Source organism: Brevundimonas lenta, from assembly GCF_014196335.1.
GTDB classification, from domain to species: Bacteria; Pseudomonadota; Alphaproteobacteria; order Caulobacterales; family Caulobacteraceae; genus Brevundimonas; species Brevundimonas lenta.
On sequence record NZ_JACIDM010000003.1, the window covers coordinates 584,376 to 597,314 of the forward strand.

Consider the following 12,939-nt stretch of genomic DNA (forward strand, 5'->3'; position numbering starts at 1 on the left):
GCGACGCGCGTTAGTGTGCGCACCGCTTCGCTGTTCAGGACTTCGTATGACCGCCCACGCCCGCCGCCTTCGCAAGGCCGTGCTGCCCGTAGCCGGCCTCGGCACCCGCGTGCTGCCCGGCACCAAGACCACGCCCAAGGAACTGCTGAACGTCGTCGACCGGCCGATCCTGAGCTACATCGTGGAAGAGGCGCGGGAGGCCGGGATCGAGCACATCGTCTTCGTCACCGGCCGCTCGAAGGGGGCGATCGAGGACTATTTCGATCACCAGATCGAGCTTGAGGCCCAGCTGCTGGCCAAGGGCAAGATCGAGATCCTGGAGATGATGAACGCCGAGCTGGCCAGCGCCGGCGAGATGAGCTTCACCCGCCAGATGCAGCCCAAGGGGCTGGGCCACGCGGTCTGGTGCGCCCGCGACATCATCGGCGACGAGCCCTTCGCGGTGATCCTGCCGGACGTGATCGTGGACGGTCAGCCGGGCGCGCTGAAGCAGCTGGCCGACGTCTATGCGGAGCTGGGCGGCAACGTCATCGGCGTGGAGTCGGTGCCGGAGAGCGAGACCCACAAATACGGCATCGTCGATCCGGACGGCCGCGAGGGCGACCGCATCCGCATGAAGGGGATGATCGAGAAGCCGCCGCGCGGCGAGGCGCCGTCGAACCTGTCGATCTCGGGCCGCTACATCCTGCAGCCGGAGATTTTCGACATTCTGGAGACGCAGGAGCGCGGCGCGGGCGGCGAAATCCAGCTGACCGACGGCATGGCGCGGCTGATGCGCGACCAGCGCTTCACGGCGGTCGAATACGCGGGCGTGACCCACGACTGCGGTGACAAGATCGGCCTGCTGCGGGCCAACGTCGCCCTGGCGCTAAAGCGGCCGGACCTCGGCGAGGCGGCGCGCGCCGCGATCACCGCCCTGCTGTAGCCGCTACTGCTGCGGCGGGATGCGGGTGGCCATCGCGCCCTCGATCTTGCAGAAATTGTCGACCTCGGGCCGGCCGGTCATCTGGCCGGGCGACGGGACGAGAATGCCGCCCCGGTCGCTGCACGCGCGGGCCAGCTCGGCCGTCTTGCCTGACGCGCTCTCGATCGGCTGACCCGTGCTGCTGCAGGCGGCCAGGGTCAGGCCGGCGGCGATGAGGATGATTGCACGCATGGTGGAGCCTCCTTGTGCTCCGCGAACGCCGCCTATTCGGACAGGCGCGAGGCGTTGCGTCCGCTGATCTGGCAGAAATTGTTCGCGGCCGGGTTGGCGTTTTCCTGCCCGGGGGTCGGGACCAGGATGCCGCCGCGGCTGCGGCAGTCCTCGTTCAGGCGCTGAAGTTCGGTCTGGTAGGTTCCGGTGGCGCCCGTGTTGGCGCAGGCGGCGAGACCGAGGCCTGCGGCCATGAGGGCGATGGCTGCTGACGTTCGCATGGCGATCTCCTTACCCAATCAATGTGGGGGCACGGCCCCGGTTCCGCTCGACGGCCTCGACCAGACGGTCAAGGTCTGCGGGTGATGAGAGACGATGATCCCCGTCGGCGACAAGGTCCAGCATCACGTCCCCGCCGTTCAGCCGTTCGATCAGCTCGATGGTATGACGCCACGGAACAACGTCGTCCTTACGCCCCTGCAGGATATGCACCGGCGCGGCGATGGCGATGGAGCCGTCCAGCAGCAGCCAGTCGCGGGCCTCTTCGAACATCCGGCGGGTCAGGACGTATTCGCCCAGCCCCTCCTCGACGATCAGGGTCTCGCCCTCGCGCAGGATGGCCTGTCGTTCATGATCGGCGAGGCCGGGCCACATCAGACGCTCGGTGAAGTCCTGGGCCGGATTGACCAGCACCAGGCTGGCGACGCGGTCCGGCCGGGCGAGCGTGGCCAGCAGGGCGACCCAGCCGCCCATGGACGAGCCGACAGGGATGACGGGCCCCTCCAGGCTGTCGATCAGGGCGACCGCGTCCTCGCGCCAGCGGCCGATGGTGGCCTGACGCCAGTCGCCGGAGGACCGGCCGTGGGCGAAATGGTCGTAGCGGACGTAGTTCCAGCCCCGCTCGCGCGCCGCGGCGTCCAGGGCCAAGGCCTTGGTCCCCTCCATGTCCGAGCGGAAGCCGCCGATCCAGACGACGGTGGGGCCCGAGCCCTCGACACGCTTCAGGGCAAGGGTCTCGCCGTCCGGCCGGGTCAGGCGTTCCAGATCATCCATGGCCGTTCCTCTCGCGAAATCGTTCCAGGACTGATAGCGAACGCCAGCAAGCGAAGCGAAGGCCAAAGCGTGTCCGACAAGAAGGTCCTGTTCGTCACCTCCAACCGCATCGGCGACTGCGTCATCTCGTCGGGGATCATCCGCGAGATCTGCCGCCAGATCCCCGGCGCGCGGATCACCGTCGCCTGCGGCCGCCCGCCCGCCCCGTTGTTCCGGGCCGCGCCCGGCGTCGAGCGGGTCATCATACTCGACAAGAAGAAGATGGCCGGACACTGGGTCGATCTGTGGAAGCAGGTGGTCGGCACCCGCTGGGAGATGGTCATCGACATCCGCGGATCGGCGCTGAGCTACCTGATCCCGGCGAAGCGGCGGGTAGTCTACAACCGGTCGTGGGAGACCGGGGTGCGCAAGGTCGAGATGGTGTCGCGCCTGATGGGCTCTGACACCCCGCTGGCGCCGGAAATCTTCTTCGACGACCAGGCGCGCGACGAGGCCGCGGCCGTCATCGATCCGCAGCTGGAGGCGGGCGCGGGCCCGGGCCCGATCATCGCCCTGGCCCCCATCGCGCACCAGCCGGGCAAGAGCTGGCCGGCCGACCGCTGGGGCGCCCTGGTCGAGAAGATGAAGGCCGAGCCGCGCTTCGACGGCTGGCGCTTCATGCCGGTGGGCGGACCGGGCGACCGGCCGCCCGCGACCCCGGCGCTGCAGGCCGCCGGCGAGCGCGGCGTCGACTTCGTGGGCAAGGGCGACATCCTGGCCTCGGCCGCGGCGATCGGCCGCGCGGCGCTATTCGTGGGCAACGACTCCGGCCTGATGCACGTGTCCGCCGCGGCGGGCCGCCCGACGCTGGGCCTGTTCGGGCCGACCGAGTGGTGGCTGTACGGGCCGTGGGGTCCAAAGACCCGCACGGCGGCGTCCAACGAGACCCGCGGTCAGTTCGCGCCCATCGAGGACCTGACGGTCGACCACGTGTTCGACGCCGTCATCGCGCTGCACGACGCCTACATCACGCCGGAAACGCCCGCGAAGCCTTGAAAACAGGGGGTTTGGCGGTCATATAGGGCCCCAGAGGGGAACGCCGCGATTTATCGCGCGCTCCGTCTCGTCAGAACCGACGCCTTCTCCGACCACATAAGGAAACGACGCCCATTCGCCGTCCCATGCAAACGCCGCCCGTCAAGGATGGGCCGCGTATGAACCAGGAAATCCGCTCCCCCCGTGTGCTGCTCATCGATCAGCATGGCGAGAAGCAGGGAGTCATGCCCACCTCCGCCGCGCTGGAGGCCGCTGAGGAAGCCGGGCTGGATCTGGTCGAAATCGTCGCCACGGCAGATCCGCCCGTCGCCAAGATTCTCGACTACGGCAAATTCCGTTTCCAGGAGCAGAAGAAGAAGGCCGAGGCCCGCAAGCGCCAGAAGGTCGTCGAGCTCAAGGAGATCAAGCTCCGTCCGAACATCGACGTCCACGACTATGAGGTGAAGGCCAAGGCCATGCACCGCTTCTTCGACGAGGGCGACAAGGTGAAGGTCACCCTGCGCTTCCGCGGTCGTGAAATGGCCCACCCCGAGCTCGGCATGAAGCTGCTGAACAAGGTCCAGGCCGATTTCGAGGAAATCGCCAAGGTCGAGTACGCGCCGCGTATGGAAGGCCGCCAGATGATCATGATCCTGGCGCCGAAGTAGGCTCCGTCGATCCACCAGATCAGAAGCGCCCCGGTCGGAAACGGCCGGGGCGTTTTTCTGTCCGCGGCCCGGGGAAATCCGGTTGCGTACGGCCACGCTTTCGGTGATCTGGGCGCGGGGGAGTAAGCATGAGCATACGTACGGGTTTTGCGGTCGCCGCGGCGGCCATGGTGCTGGCGACGGGCGCATACGCGCAGGAAACGCAGCGACCACCGCTTGAGGCCTACGGCGCCCTGCCGTCGCTGGAGCTGGTGCAGATATCGCCCGCCGGCGATCAACTGGCCTTCGTCACCGTCATCGCCGACGACCGCGCGATGCTGATCACCGACCTGTCGGCCGGGACCGCGGCCGGCGGCCTGCGCATCGGCAACGCCAAGGTGCGCGACCTGCAGTGGGTGGGCGAGGATCAGGTGCTGGCCACCACCTCCGTCACCGCCGCCATTCCGCAACTGGGCGTGCCCAGAAGCGAGTTCTACATGGGCCAGATCTTCTCGATCGAGGACCGGTCGCTGCTGCGGATCTTCCAGCGCAACCGCGACGTCCTGCCGATCATGTTCGGTCCGCCGCGGGTGCGTCAGACGGCGGATGGCCCGACGATCTTCGTGCGCGGCTATTCGCCGAGCAATGCCGAGGACCTGAACCTGTTCCGCGTCAGCCCCGGGGACGGCCTCGGCCGCGTGGCGGTCGACGCGGACCTCGATGTCGAGGATTTCGTGCTGGACCCGGAGGGCCGCCCGCTGGCGCGCTCCGACTACAACGAGCGCTCGCGCAAATGGACCCTGCTGCTCCCGCGCAACGGACGCCTGACGACGGCCTGGACGGTCGAGGCTCCGGTCGACTCGCCCTACCTGCTCGGCCAGGGACGATCGCCGCGCACGATCATCGTCAACGCCAGTCGCGAGGACCTGGCGCCGTCCGAGGGCTCCGGCGAGGACGGAAGCCTGTCGAACCTGTTCGAGGTCAACGTCGACACCGGCGTATGGGAGCCGCTGAAGTTCGACGGTCATCCGGGCTTCCTGATGCACCATCCCCGGACGGGACTTCTGATCGGGTCCGGCACGACCGGCGAGGACGGGGTCACCTACAATTTCACCGATCCGATGGCCGCGCGCGTCTGGGCGGCGATCGACGATGCGTTCGAGGACGGGGCGCCCGAGCTGGTCTCCTGGAGCGACGACCTGAAACAGGTCGTGGTCTTCACCAGCGGAACCGGCGATTCCGGCGTCTACCGGCTGATCGACCTCGACAACGGGACCGCCCAGATCGTCGGAGAGACCTATCCGGCCATCAAGCCCGAGCATGTCGGCGAGGTGCGTTCGGTGCACTACAAGGCCCAGGACGGGCTGGAGATCCACGCCTACCTCACCCTGCCGCCGGGCGTGACCGACCCGTCGAACCTGCCGCTCGTCGTGTTGGCCCACGGGGGGCCGGCGTCCCGCGACGTGATGACCTTCGACTGGTGGGCCCAGGCCCTGGCGTCGCGCGGCTATGCGGTGCTGCAGCCCAATTTCCGCGGTTCGACCGGCTACGGCCTGGCGTTCCTGGAGGCCGGCTACGGCGAATGGGGCCGCAAGATGCAGACCGACCTGTCGGACGGCGTGCGCCACCTCGTCGGCGAAGGGATCGCCGATCCGGCGAAGGTCTGCATCGTCGGCGCCAGCTACGGCGGCTATGCGGCCCTCGCCGGAGCGACGCTCGACCTGGGCGTCTATCGGTGCGCGGTCTCGGTGGCCGGCGTATCGGATCTGCGCCGCATGGTGCAGTGGGAGGCCGATCAGGGCGCGCGCCGCGACAATCAGACGGTGCGCTACTGGAACCGCTTCATGGGCGCGGAGAGGACCGGCGACCGCCGGCTGGACACCCTGTCCCCGGCACGCCTGGCGGAACAGGCCGACGCCCCGATCCTGCTGCTGCACGGCAAGGACGACACCGTGGTGCCGATCCATCAGAGCCGGATCATGGCCAGTGCGCTGCGCGAGGCCGGAAAGCCGTACGAGATGATCGAGCTGGCCGGCGAGGATCACTGGCTGTCGCGATCGGAGACCCGGCTGCGGATGCTGGCCGAGACCGTGCGGTTCCTGGAGGCCCACAACCCGCCACAGTGACGGCTTTCCCTTGCGTTCGGCGCCCGCTTCGACTAGAAGCCGCGCCTTCGCGTACCGAACCGCCGGGCGAACAGGCATGCCTGGGCGGTTCTCAATCAGGGTTTCCAACCGAGGGCTCTCGTAGCCCGAAGGACAGGGACCCGCTCAGATATAGAGAGTGAAAATGCCGAAACTGAAGACGAAGTCTGGCGCCAAGAAGCGCTTCAAATTCACGGCGACTGGCAAGGTTAAGGCCGGTGTTGCTGGCAAGCGTCACCGCTTGATCAGCCACAACAGCAAGTACATCCGCCAGAACCGCGGCACCTCGGTCATGGCCGACGCCGACGCCAAGAAGATCAAGTCCTACATGCCGTACGCCTGATCGGCGCGCGCTTTTCGACCTGATCTCCACACCGAATTTGAAAGGATAGCGACATGGCTCGCGTCACCCGGGGCGTAACGTCCCATGCCAAACACAAGAAAGTTCTGAAGCAGGCCAAGGGCTTCTACGGCCGCCGCAAGAACACCATCCGCACGGCCAAGGCCGCTGTCGATCGCGCCGGCCAGTACGCCTACCGCGACCGCCGCACCAAGAAGCGCAACTTCCGCGCCCTGTGGATCCAGCGCATCAACGCCGCCGCCCGGATCGAAGGCTTCACCTACAGCCAGTTCATCCACGGCCTGGGCAAGGCCGGCATCGAGCTGGACCGCAAGGTTCTGGCCGCGATGGCCGCTGACGAAGTCGCCTTCAAGGCGATCGCCGACCAGGTCCGCGGCGCCCTGGCCGCCTAGGCCACAGCGTCACGACGATTTCGAAACGCCCGCTCCGGTCCGCCGGGGCGGGCGTTTTCGTATGCGCCGGCCGGAGAACGCTGTACTTTGGCCCCATGCGCCGAGCGATCAGCACCGCATGCCGGACTGTCCTGATCCTGGGGCTCTGGGCGGCGCTGACCGCGTCGCAGGCGCCGACCCGCCCGGTTGACGCCCGCGAGCCGCCCGCCGCTTCGGCAGCATCCGATGCCCAGGCCGCGAACGCCCTGAAGGTCCAGCTTCGGGCGGTCGAGGCGGCGGAGAGCCAGATCCTGCCCTCATGGCTCGGCGCCATCCTGTCGTTCGTGGGGACGTGCCTGGTGTTGTGGTCCCTGCACATCGCCCGCGCCTCGAACGCCATCTCCCGCCAGGCCCTGATGGTGACCCGGGAGGGCACCGAGAACGCGATACGCGCCTATCTGGAGGTCGGGGACTACGCCCTGATGATCGACGACAGGGGACTGATCACCCCCTCGTTCGTCCTGACCAACGTCGGCCGGACACCGGCTCGCCGGGTCAATGTGGTCTGGGCCGTGGGTGAACTGCCGGCTGCGGACGCCCCCAACATGGACCTCGTCCCGACCTACGCCCAGGCGCCCCTGAGGATCAGCCATCTCTCGGCCGGGGGAAGCGTCACCCCGGAGGCGACGGCGTTCGATCCGATGCTGTCCGACGACGACGATATGGGCCCCGCGCACGAGGCCGTGGTCTTCGGCTCGGTCGACTACGACGACATCTTCTCGGACTCCGTTCGCCACCGGACCGAGTTCTGCGCCCAGGTCGTCATCCGGCGGGATTACAGCAAGCCCGACCGCGTCGGATGGAGCTTCACGCCGTCCGCCTTTCACAACGCCACGGACGACGACTGCGCCCGTCCGCCCGATCCGTGGTGACGACCGGAGCAGGCGCGGCAAGAAAAACGCCCGCCCCGGAGACCGGAGCGGGCGTCTTCTGTTTCAGCACCTGACGTGGATCAGGCCTTGAACGCCTGCTTGCAGAGCTCTTCGCCGAAGGCGTTGCTCATGTTGACCTCGGCGTTGGCGGCCGCGGCGACGCCAAAGGTCCCGCCCATCGTCAGCGAACGCTCGATGCGGTACTCGCCGACCACGGCGCCGCCCGCGTCGCGCAGACGCGCCACGCCGCTGACCTTGCTGGCCATCGGCACCATATAGGCCGCGATGAGGTTGGGAGCGGTGAAGCCGTCCAGGGTGACCTCCAGCGTCAGCGCCTGCGAGCCGGTGGCGCATTTGCCCAGCTGGCCGCGCACCGCGCCTTCAAACGTCTCCTTGAATTCCGCACTGACGTTGTCCGGCGCGCTGCTGAGGCTGACGACGGTGATGCGGGCGTTGTCGCGCACGTCGTTGGCGAGCGGGCTGACAGCGCCGCTGGCGCCGGCCGACACGCAGCCGCCAAGCATGAGAAGGCCCGCAAGGGCCGGAATGATGGACTTCATGGTTCTTCCCCCGAAATAAACCGAACGCTGGCTACAGCGCCGCTTCCCCCATAGCGCGGGCGATTCGCCCTGTCTCGCACCGGATCACGTTCCGGTGATCACACCCGCCGGGACGAAATCGACGGCCAGGATTCGACCTGGCGCAAAAATCGGCTAGACGACTGCCCACAATGACCGATCTCGCCCAGCTCGAACTCGATCTCATCAACGCCATCGGCTCGGCGGAGACCGCCGCCGCCGTGGAAGACCTGCGCGTGGCCGCGTTGGGCAAGTCCGGATCGATCTCCGGCCTGCTCAAGGGCATGGGCGCGATGTCGCCCGACGAACGTCGCGAGAAGGGGCCGATGATCAACGGCCTGCGCGACCGGGTGCAGTCGGCGCTCGCCGCCCGCAAGGGCGAGCTGGAGGCGGCCGAACTGGATGCCCGTCTGAAGGCCGAGCACGTCGACCTGACCCTGCCGCCGCGCCCGCGCCGCCAGGGCAGCGTGCACCCGACCATGCAGGTGATGGACGAGATGATCGCCATCTTCGCCGACATGGGATTCGCCGTCGCGGAGGGTCCGGACGTCGAGGACGACTTCCACAATTTCACCGCCCTGAACTTCCCGCCCAAACATCCGGCGCGGGAGATGCACGACACCTTCTTCCTCAAGCCCGACCCGGAAACGGGCGAGCGCAAGGTGCTGCGCACCCACACCAGCCCGGTGCAGGTGCGGACCATGCAGACCCAGAAGCCGCCGATCCGCATCATCGCGCCCGGCCGGACCTTCCGGAAGGACAGCGACGCCACCCACACGCCGATGTTCCACCAGGTCGAGGGCCTGGTGATCGACAAGGGCATCCACATGGGCCACCTGAAGTGGACGCTGGAGACCTTCGTCGCCCGCTTCTTCGAGGTGGACGGCGTCGATGCGCGCTTCCGCCCGCACCACTTCCCCTTCACCGAGCCGTCGGCCGAGATGGACATCCGCTGCGACCGTTCGGGCGGCGAGCTGAAGCTGAACACCGGCGACAGCTGGATGGAGATCCTCGGCTGCGGGATGGTGCACCCGAACGTGCTGCGGAACTGCGGCATCGATCCCGACGAATACCAGGGCTTCGCCTTCGGCATGGGCGTCGATCGCCTGGCCATGCTGAAATACGGCATCCCCGACCTGCGCCCGATGTTCGACGCCGACACCCGTTGGCTCGCGCACTACGGCTTCTCCGCCTTCGCGGCGCCCAATCCGGCTAGCGGACTGTCCTGATGACCTTCAACAACAACATGGTTTCCCAGCGCCCGATGGTGGAGGTCCCCGAGGATCTCGCGTCGCGCGACGTCTATGACGGCATGACGCTGCCGCTGTTCAGCGTGTACCGCCAGATCGTGGCCGCCGGCGGCCGGATGATCGAGCGCAAGACCTTCCGCAACTGCGTCATCGAGGGGCCGGCCGTGCTGCTGGCGACCGGCGGGGTGCAGTTCCACAACTGCAACATGGGCGAATCCGGCGGCGACATCCGCAACCTGCTGCTGCGCCCGGTGGGCCCGAAACAGGTCGTCGGCACGATCGCCGTGGCCGACACCGTGTTCGAGAACTGCCGCTTCTTCGGCGTCGGCTTCACCGGCGGCGCCGCCTTCCTCGATCAATTCCTCCAAGGCATCGGACCCTCCAGGCCATGAAGTTCACTCTCTCCTGGCTGAAGGAGCATCTCGAGACTGACGCCGAGGTCGACGCCGTCGCCGACGCCATGACCATGGCGGGGCTCGAGGTCGAGGAAGTCCACGATCCGGTCGCCTCGCTGGCCCCGTTCACGGTGGCGAAGATCGTTTCGGCCGAACGTCATCCGAACGCCGACCGCCTGCAGGTCTGCCAGGTCGACACCGTCGACGGCCGCAAGGAGATCGTCTGCGGCGCGCCGAACGCACGCGCGGGCCTGACCACCATGTACGCCCCCATCGGCGCCTATGTGCCCGGCCTGGGCGTGACCCTGGTCGAGAAGCCGGTGCGCGGCGTGGTCTCGCACGGCATGCTGTGCTCGGCCTCCGAGCTGGAGCTGGCTGACGATAGCGACGGCATCCTGGAGCTGTCCGACGATCTGGCCGTGGGCGAGCCCGCCGCCGGCGTGTTCGGCGCCGAGCCGGTGATCGATTTCGAGGTCACCCCCAACCGCCCCGACTGGCTGGGCGTCGCCGGCATCGCGCGCGACCTGGCCGCCGCGGGTCTCGGCGTGCTGAAGACCCCGGCGATCGAGCCGATCCCCGGCCGCTTCCCCTCGCCCATCGGCGTGCGGATCGAGGCGCCGGAGATGTGCCCGGTGTTCGCCGGCCGGACGATCCGCGGCGTGAAGAACGGCCCGTCGCCCGACTGGCTGCAGCGCCGCCTGACCGAGATCGGCCTGCGTCCGATCAACCGCCTGGTCGATATCACCAACCTGATCACCTACGACCGCGCCCGGCCGCTGCACGTCTATGACGTCGCCAAGCTGGTCGACACGACCATCGTCGTCCGCGCCGGACAGGTGGCCAAGGATACGGGCGAGCACGAGCATCTGATCGCGCTGGACGGCAAGACCTACACGGTCGATCCGAACATGTGCGTCATCGCCGACGCCGCGGGCGAGCGCCCGATCGGCCTCGGCGGCGTGATGGGCGGCGAGTCCACCGGCTGTTCGGAAGAGACGGTCGACGTCTTCCTCGAGAGCGCCTGGTTCGATCCGATCCTGATCGCCCAGACCGGCCGCACCCTGACGATCAACTCGGACGCCCAGTACCGCTTCGCGCGCGGTGTCGACACGGCCTCGCCCGTGCCCGGCATCGAGCTGGCGACGAAGCTGATCCTCGATCTGTGCGGCGGCGAGCCGTCGGAGGTCGTGGTGGCGGGAGCGGCCCCGGCCCTGCCCTCGGGCTTCGCCTTCGATCCGGCGCGCGTCGGATCGCTGACCGGCCTGTCGCTGAGCGACGACCGCATCGCCGAAATCCTGACCGCCCTGGGCTTCGCGGTGAAGACCGGTTCGCCCTGGACCGTGACGCCGCCGTCGTGGCGCCGGGACGTGGAAGGCCCCGCCGATCTGGTGGAAGAGGTCGCCCGCATCGAGGGCTTCGGCGAACTGCCGTCGACGCCCCTGCCCGACCAGGGCGCGCCGTCGCGCGGCGTGCTGAACCCGCGTCAGGCGCGGGTGCGTCTGGCCCGCCGGGCGCTGGCCGCCATGGGCTATGCCGAGGCCGTCACCTGGTCCTTCACCAAGCAATCGACCGCGGCCCTGTTCGGCGGCGGCGACGAGCGGCTGGTGGTCGAGAACCCGATCGCCGCCGATCTGGACTGCATGCGGCCCTCGGCCCTGCCGAACCTGATCCAGGCCGCCGCCCGCAACGCCGCCCGCGGCCATGCCGATGCGGCCCTGTTCGAGATCGGCCCGATCTATCTGAACGACAGCCCGACGGGACAGCGCACGGTCATCGCCGGCCTGCTGGCGCCGAAGAGCGCGCGTCACTGGGGCGGAAGCGCCGAGGACGCCCTGTTCGCGCTCAAGGGCGACCTGATCGCCCTGCTGGACCAGCTGGGCGCGCCGACGGCGTCGCTGCAACTGACCCAGGGCCAGAACCGCGACTGGTGGCATCCGGGCCGTTCGGCGCGGCTGCAGCTGGGTCCGAAGAACGTCATGGTCGAGTTCGGCGCCCTGCACCCCCGTGTGCTGAAGGCGCTGGACGCCGATGCGCCGATGCTGGCCTTCGAGATCGTGCTGGACGCGGTGCCCGAGCCGCGCGGGAAGGCGTCCAAGGCGCGCGGCGCGGCCAATCTGGCCAACCTGATGCCACTGACCCGCGACTTCGCCTTCGTGGTCGAGGACGGCAAGGCGACGGGCGACCTGGTGCGCGCCGTGGCCGGGGCCGACAAGGCCCTGATCGCCGATGTGCGGGTGTTCGACGTCTATCGCGGCGCCGGCGTGCCCGAGGGGCACAAGTCGGTTGCGCTGGAAGTTGTGATACAACCGGTCGAGGCCACGCTGACGGAGGCCGAAATCGAGGCGCTGTCGGCGAAGGTCGTCGCGGCGGCGAGCAAGACGGGGGGCCAACTCAGGAGCTGAGGAGGCCGGTGTGAGCGTAAAGACGAGGATCGAGACCGCGCTGGAGCGGTTCATCTTCATGTCGCGCTGGCTGATGGCGCCCTTCTACGTCGGGCTCGTGATCGCGCTCGGCCTGCTGCTGGTCGTGTTCGCCCAGGAGGTGCTCCACTACGTGCCGCTGGCGTTCCAGCCGATGCACGAGAAGAGCTCCAGCAACGCCATCCTGGCGGTGCTGTCCCTGGTCGACATTACGCTCGCCGCCAATCTGCTGCTGATCGTGATCTTCGCCGGCTACGAGAATTTCGTCTCCAGGCTGGACCTTGATGGCGAGGACGATCGCCCGCCGTGGATGGGCACGGTCGATTTCTCGGCGCTCAAGATCAAGCTCATCGCCTCGATCGTCGCCATCTCGGCGATCCAGCTGCTGCGGTTCTTCATGCAGGAGCCGGTGGGCGTGCCGGGGATGAATGTCGAGGAGGCGCGCTGGCGCGTGATCATCCACCTGACCTTCGTTTTCTCGGGTGTCCTGCTGGCCCTGATGGACTGGCTGGTCGGAAAAACCCCCAAGCACTGACCCGGCAATCTCCCGTTAACCTTGCCGCCCCAAGGCTGACGCAAAGCCCGGTGACGGTGAAGCCTAGCGCCTGCGTGAGTCGGGCGAGCCGTCCCCGCCTTCGG

At 68.2% G+C, this 12,939-nt stretch carries 15 protein-coding genes; 11 read left to right on the forward strand and 4 right to left on the reverse strand.

Going from position 1 to position 12,939, the window contains the following annotated elements:
- Nucleotides 1-46 precede the first annotated feature (46 nt).
- Nucleotides 47-925, forward strand: a complete 879-nt coding sequence (gene galU / locus GGR12_RS15945; RefSeq protein ID WP_183205655.1) for a UTP--glucose-1-phosphate uridylyltransferase GalU — start codon at nucleotides 47-49, stop codon at nucleotides 923-925.
- Nucleotides 926-928: 3 nt separating this feature from the next.
- Here the strand turns inward: galU and GGR12_RS15950 are convergent, their stop codons facing one another.
- Genes GGR12_RS15950 through GGR12_RS15960 form a run of 3 tightly spaced genes read right to left on the reverse strand, consistent with a single transcriptional unit; the run spans nucleotide 929 to nucleotide 2,188 of the window.
- Complete coding sequence (locus GGR12_RS15950; RefSeq protein ID WP_183205656.1) at nucleotides 929-1,156, reverse strand: hypothetical protein; 228 nt, start codon at nucleotides 1,154-1,156, stop codon at nucleotides 929-931.
- A gap of 32 nt (nucleotides 1,157-1,188) precedes the next feature.
- Nucleotides 1,189-1,416, reverse strand: a complete 228-nt coding sequence (locus GGR12_RS15955) for a hypothetical protein (RefSeq protein WP_183205658.1) — start codon at nucleotides 1,414-1,416, stop codon at nucleotides 1,189-1,191.
- Nucleotides 1,417-1,426: 10 nt separating this feature from the next.
- Nucleotides 1,427-2,188, reverse strand: a complete 762-nt coding sequence (locus GGR12_RS15960; RefSeq protein ID WP_183205660.1) for an alpha/beta fold hydrolase — start codon at nucleotides 2,186-2,188, stop codon at nucleotides 1,427-1,429.
- A gap of 69 nt (nucleotides 2,189-2,257) precedes the next feature.
- Between GGR12_RS15960 and GGR12_RS15965 the strand changes: the two genes are divergently transcribed.
- From GGR12_RS15965 to GGR12_RS15990, 6 genes are all read left to right on the forward strand, one after another.
- Entirely contained in the window at nucleotides 2,258-3,223 is a 966-nt protein-coding gene (locus GGR12_RS15965) for a glycosyltransferase family 9 protein (RefSeq protein WP_183205662.1), read from the forward strand.
- A 125-nt stretch (nucleotides 3,224-3,348) separates the two neighbouring features.
- Nucleotides 3,349-3,870 (forward strand): translation initiation factor IF-3, encoded by a 522-nt coding sequence (gene infC, locus GGR12_RS15970; protein WP_183205664.1) that lies wholly within the window; start codon nucleotides 3,349-3,351, stop codon nucleotides 3,868-3,870.
- Nucleotides 3,871-3,998: 128 nt separating this feature from the next.
- Nucleotides 3,999-5,975: an alpha/beta hydrolase family protein gene (locus GGR12_RS15975; protein ID WP_183205666.1), complete on the forward strand. Its 1,977-nt coding sequence runs from the start codon at nucleotides 3,999-4,001 to the stop codon at nucleotides 5,973-5,975.
- Between the two features lie 163 nt (nucleotides 5,976-6,138).
- A complete protein-coding gene (rpmI, locus tag GGR12_RS15980; protein WP_003166435.1) occupies nucleotides 6,139-6,336 on the forward strand; it encodes a 50S ribosomal protein L35 in 198 nt (65 codons plus the stop codon).
- Nucleotides 6,337-6,389: 53 nt separating this feature from the next.
- Nucleotides 6,390-6,746, forward strand: a complete 357-nt coding sequence (rplT, locus tag GGR12_RS15985; protein WP_183205668.1) for a 50S ribosomal protein L20 — start codon at nucleotides 6,390-6,392, stop codon at nucleotides 6,744-6,746.
- Between the two features lie 95 nt (nucleotides 6,747-6,841).
- A complete protein-coding gene (locus GGR12_RS15990) occupies nucleotides 6,842-7,657 on the forward strand; it encodes a hypothetical protein (RefSeq protein ID WP_183205671.1) in 816 nt (271 codons plus the stop codon).
- A gap of 80 nt (nucleotides 7,658-7,737) precedes the next feature.
- Here the strand turns inward: GGR12_RS15990 and GGR12_RS15995 are convergent, their stop codons facing one another.
- On the reverse strand, nucleotides 7,738-8,217 hold the full coding sequence (locus GGR12_RS15995) for a hypothetical protein (protein ID WP_183205673.1): 480 nt from the start codon (nucleotides 8,215-8,217) through the stop codon (nucleotides 7,738-7,740).
- Nucleotides 8,218-8,387: 170 nt separating this feature from the next.
- Here GGR12_RS15995 and pheS point away from each other — a divergent pair, with 170 nt between their 5' ends.
- From pheS to GGR12_RS16015, 4 genes are read left to right on the forward strand one after another with little or no spacing between them, the layout of a single operon-like run.
- Nucleotides 8,388-9,464 carry a phenylalanine--tRNA ligase subunit alpha gene (gene pheS / locus GGR12_RS16000; protein WP_183205675.1) on the forward strand — a complete coding sequence of 359 codons (1,077 nt, stop codon included), beginning with the start codon at nucleotides 8,388-8,390 and terminating at the stop codon, nucleotides 9,462-9,464.
- Entirely contained in the window at nucleotides 9,464-9,877 is a 414-nt protein-coding gene (locus GGR12_RS16005; RefSeq protein ID WP_183205677.1) for a hypothetical protein, read from the forward strand. Before pheS ends, GGR12_RS16005 begins: the two co-directional genes overlap by 1 nt.
- Nucleotides 9,874-12,282, forward strand: coding sequence for a phenylalanine--tRNA ligase subunit beta (pheT, locus tag GGR12_RS16010; protein ID WP_183205678.1), 2,409 nt, complete (start codon nucleotides 9,874-9,876; stop codon nucleotides 12,280-12,282). Before GGR12_RS16005 ends, pheT begins: the two co-directional genes overlap by 4 nt.
- A gap of 10 nt (nucleotides 12,283-12,292) precedes the next feature.
- Nucleotides 12,293-12,835: a TIGR00645 family protein gene (locus GGR12_RS16015; protein ID WP_183205680.1), complete on the forward strand. Its 543-nt coding sequence runs from the start codon at nucleotides 12,293-12,295 to the stop codon at nucleotides 12,833-12,835.
- Nucleotides 12,836-12,939: the final 104 nt, after the last annotated feature.

What these genes read in the sequence shown, in the direction of transcription:
- galU (WP_183205655.1), top strand. Translation starts at nt 47, where the DNA reads ATGACCGCCCACGCCCGCCGCCTTCGCAAGGCCGTGCTGCCCGTAGCC.
- GGR12_RS15950 (WP_183205656.1), bottom strand. Translation starts at nt 1,156, where the DNA reads ATGCGTGCAATCATCCTCATCGCCGCCGGCCTGACCCTGGCCGCCTGC.
- GGR12_RS15955 (WP_183205658.1), bottom strand. Translation starts at nt 1,416, where the DNA reads ATGCGAACGTCAGCAGCCATCGCCCTCATGGCCGCAGGCCTCGGTCTC.
- GGR12_RS15960 (WP_183205660.1), bottom strand. Translation starts at nt 2,188, where the DNA reads ATGGATGATCTGGAACGCCTGACCCGGCCGGACGGCGAGACCCTTGCC.
- infC (WP_183205664.1), top strand. Translation starts at nt 3,349, where the DNA reads ATGCAAACGCCGCCCGTCAAGGATGGGCCGCGTATGAACCAGGAAATC.
- GGR12_RS15975 (WP_183205666.1), top strand. Translation starts at nt 3,999, where the DNA reads ATGAGCATACGTACGGGTTTTGCGGTCGCCGCGGCGGCCATGGTGCTG.
- rpmI (WP_003166435.1), top strand. Translation starts at nt 6,139, where the DNA reads ATGCCGAAACTGAAGACGAAGTCTGGCGCCAAGAAGCGCTTCAAATTC.
- rplT (WP_183205668.1), top strand. Translation starts at nt 6,390, where the DNA reads ATGGCTCGCGTCACCCGGGGCGTAACGTCCCATGCCAAACACAAGAAA.
- GGR12_RS15990 (WP_183205671.1), top strand. Translation starts at nt 6,842, where the DNA reads ATGCGCCGAGCGATCAGCACCGCATGCCGGACTGTCCTGATCCTGGGG.
- GGR12_RS15995 (WP_183205673.1), bottom strand. Translation starts at nt 8,217, where the DNA reads ATGAAGTCCATCATTCCGGCCCTTGCGGGCCTTCTCATGCTTGGCGGC.
- pheS (WP_183205675.1), top strand. Translation starts at nt 8,388, where the DNA reads ATGACCGATCTCGCCCAGCTCGAACTCGATCTCATCAACGCCATCGGC.
- GGR12_RS16005 (WP_183205677.1), top strand. Translation starts at nt 9,464, where the DNA reads ATGACCTTCAACAACAACATGGTTTCCCAGCGCCCGATGGTGGAGGTC.
- pheT (WP_183205678.1), top strand. Translation starts at nt 9,874, where the DNA reads ATGAAGTTCACTCTCTCCTGGCTGAAGGAGCATCTCGAGACTGACGCC.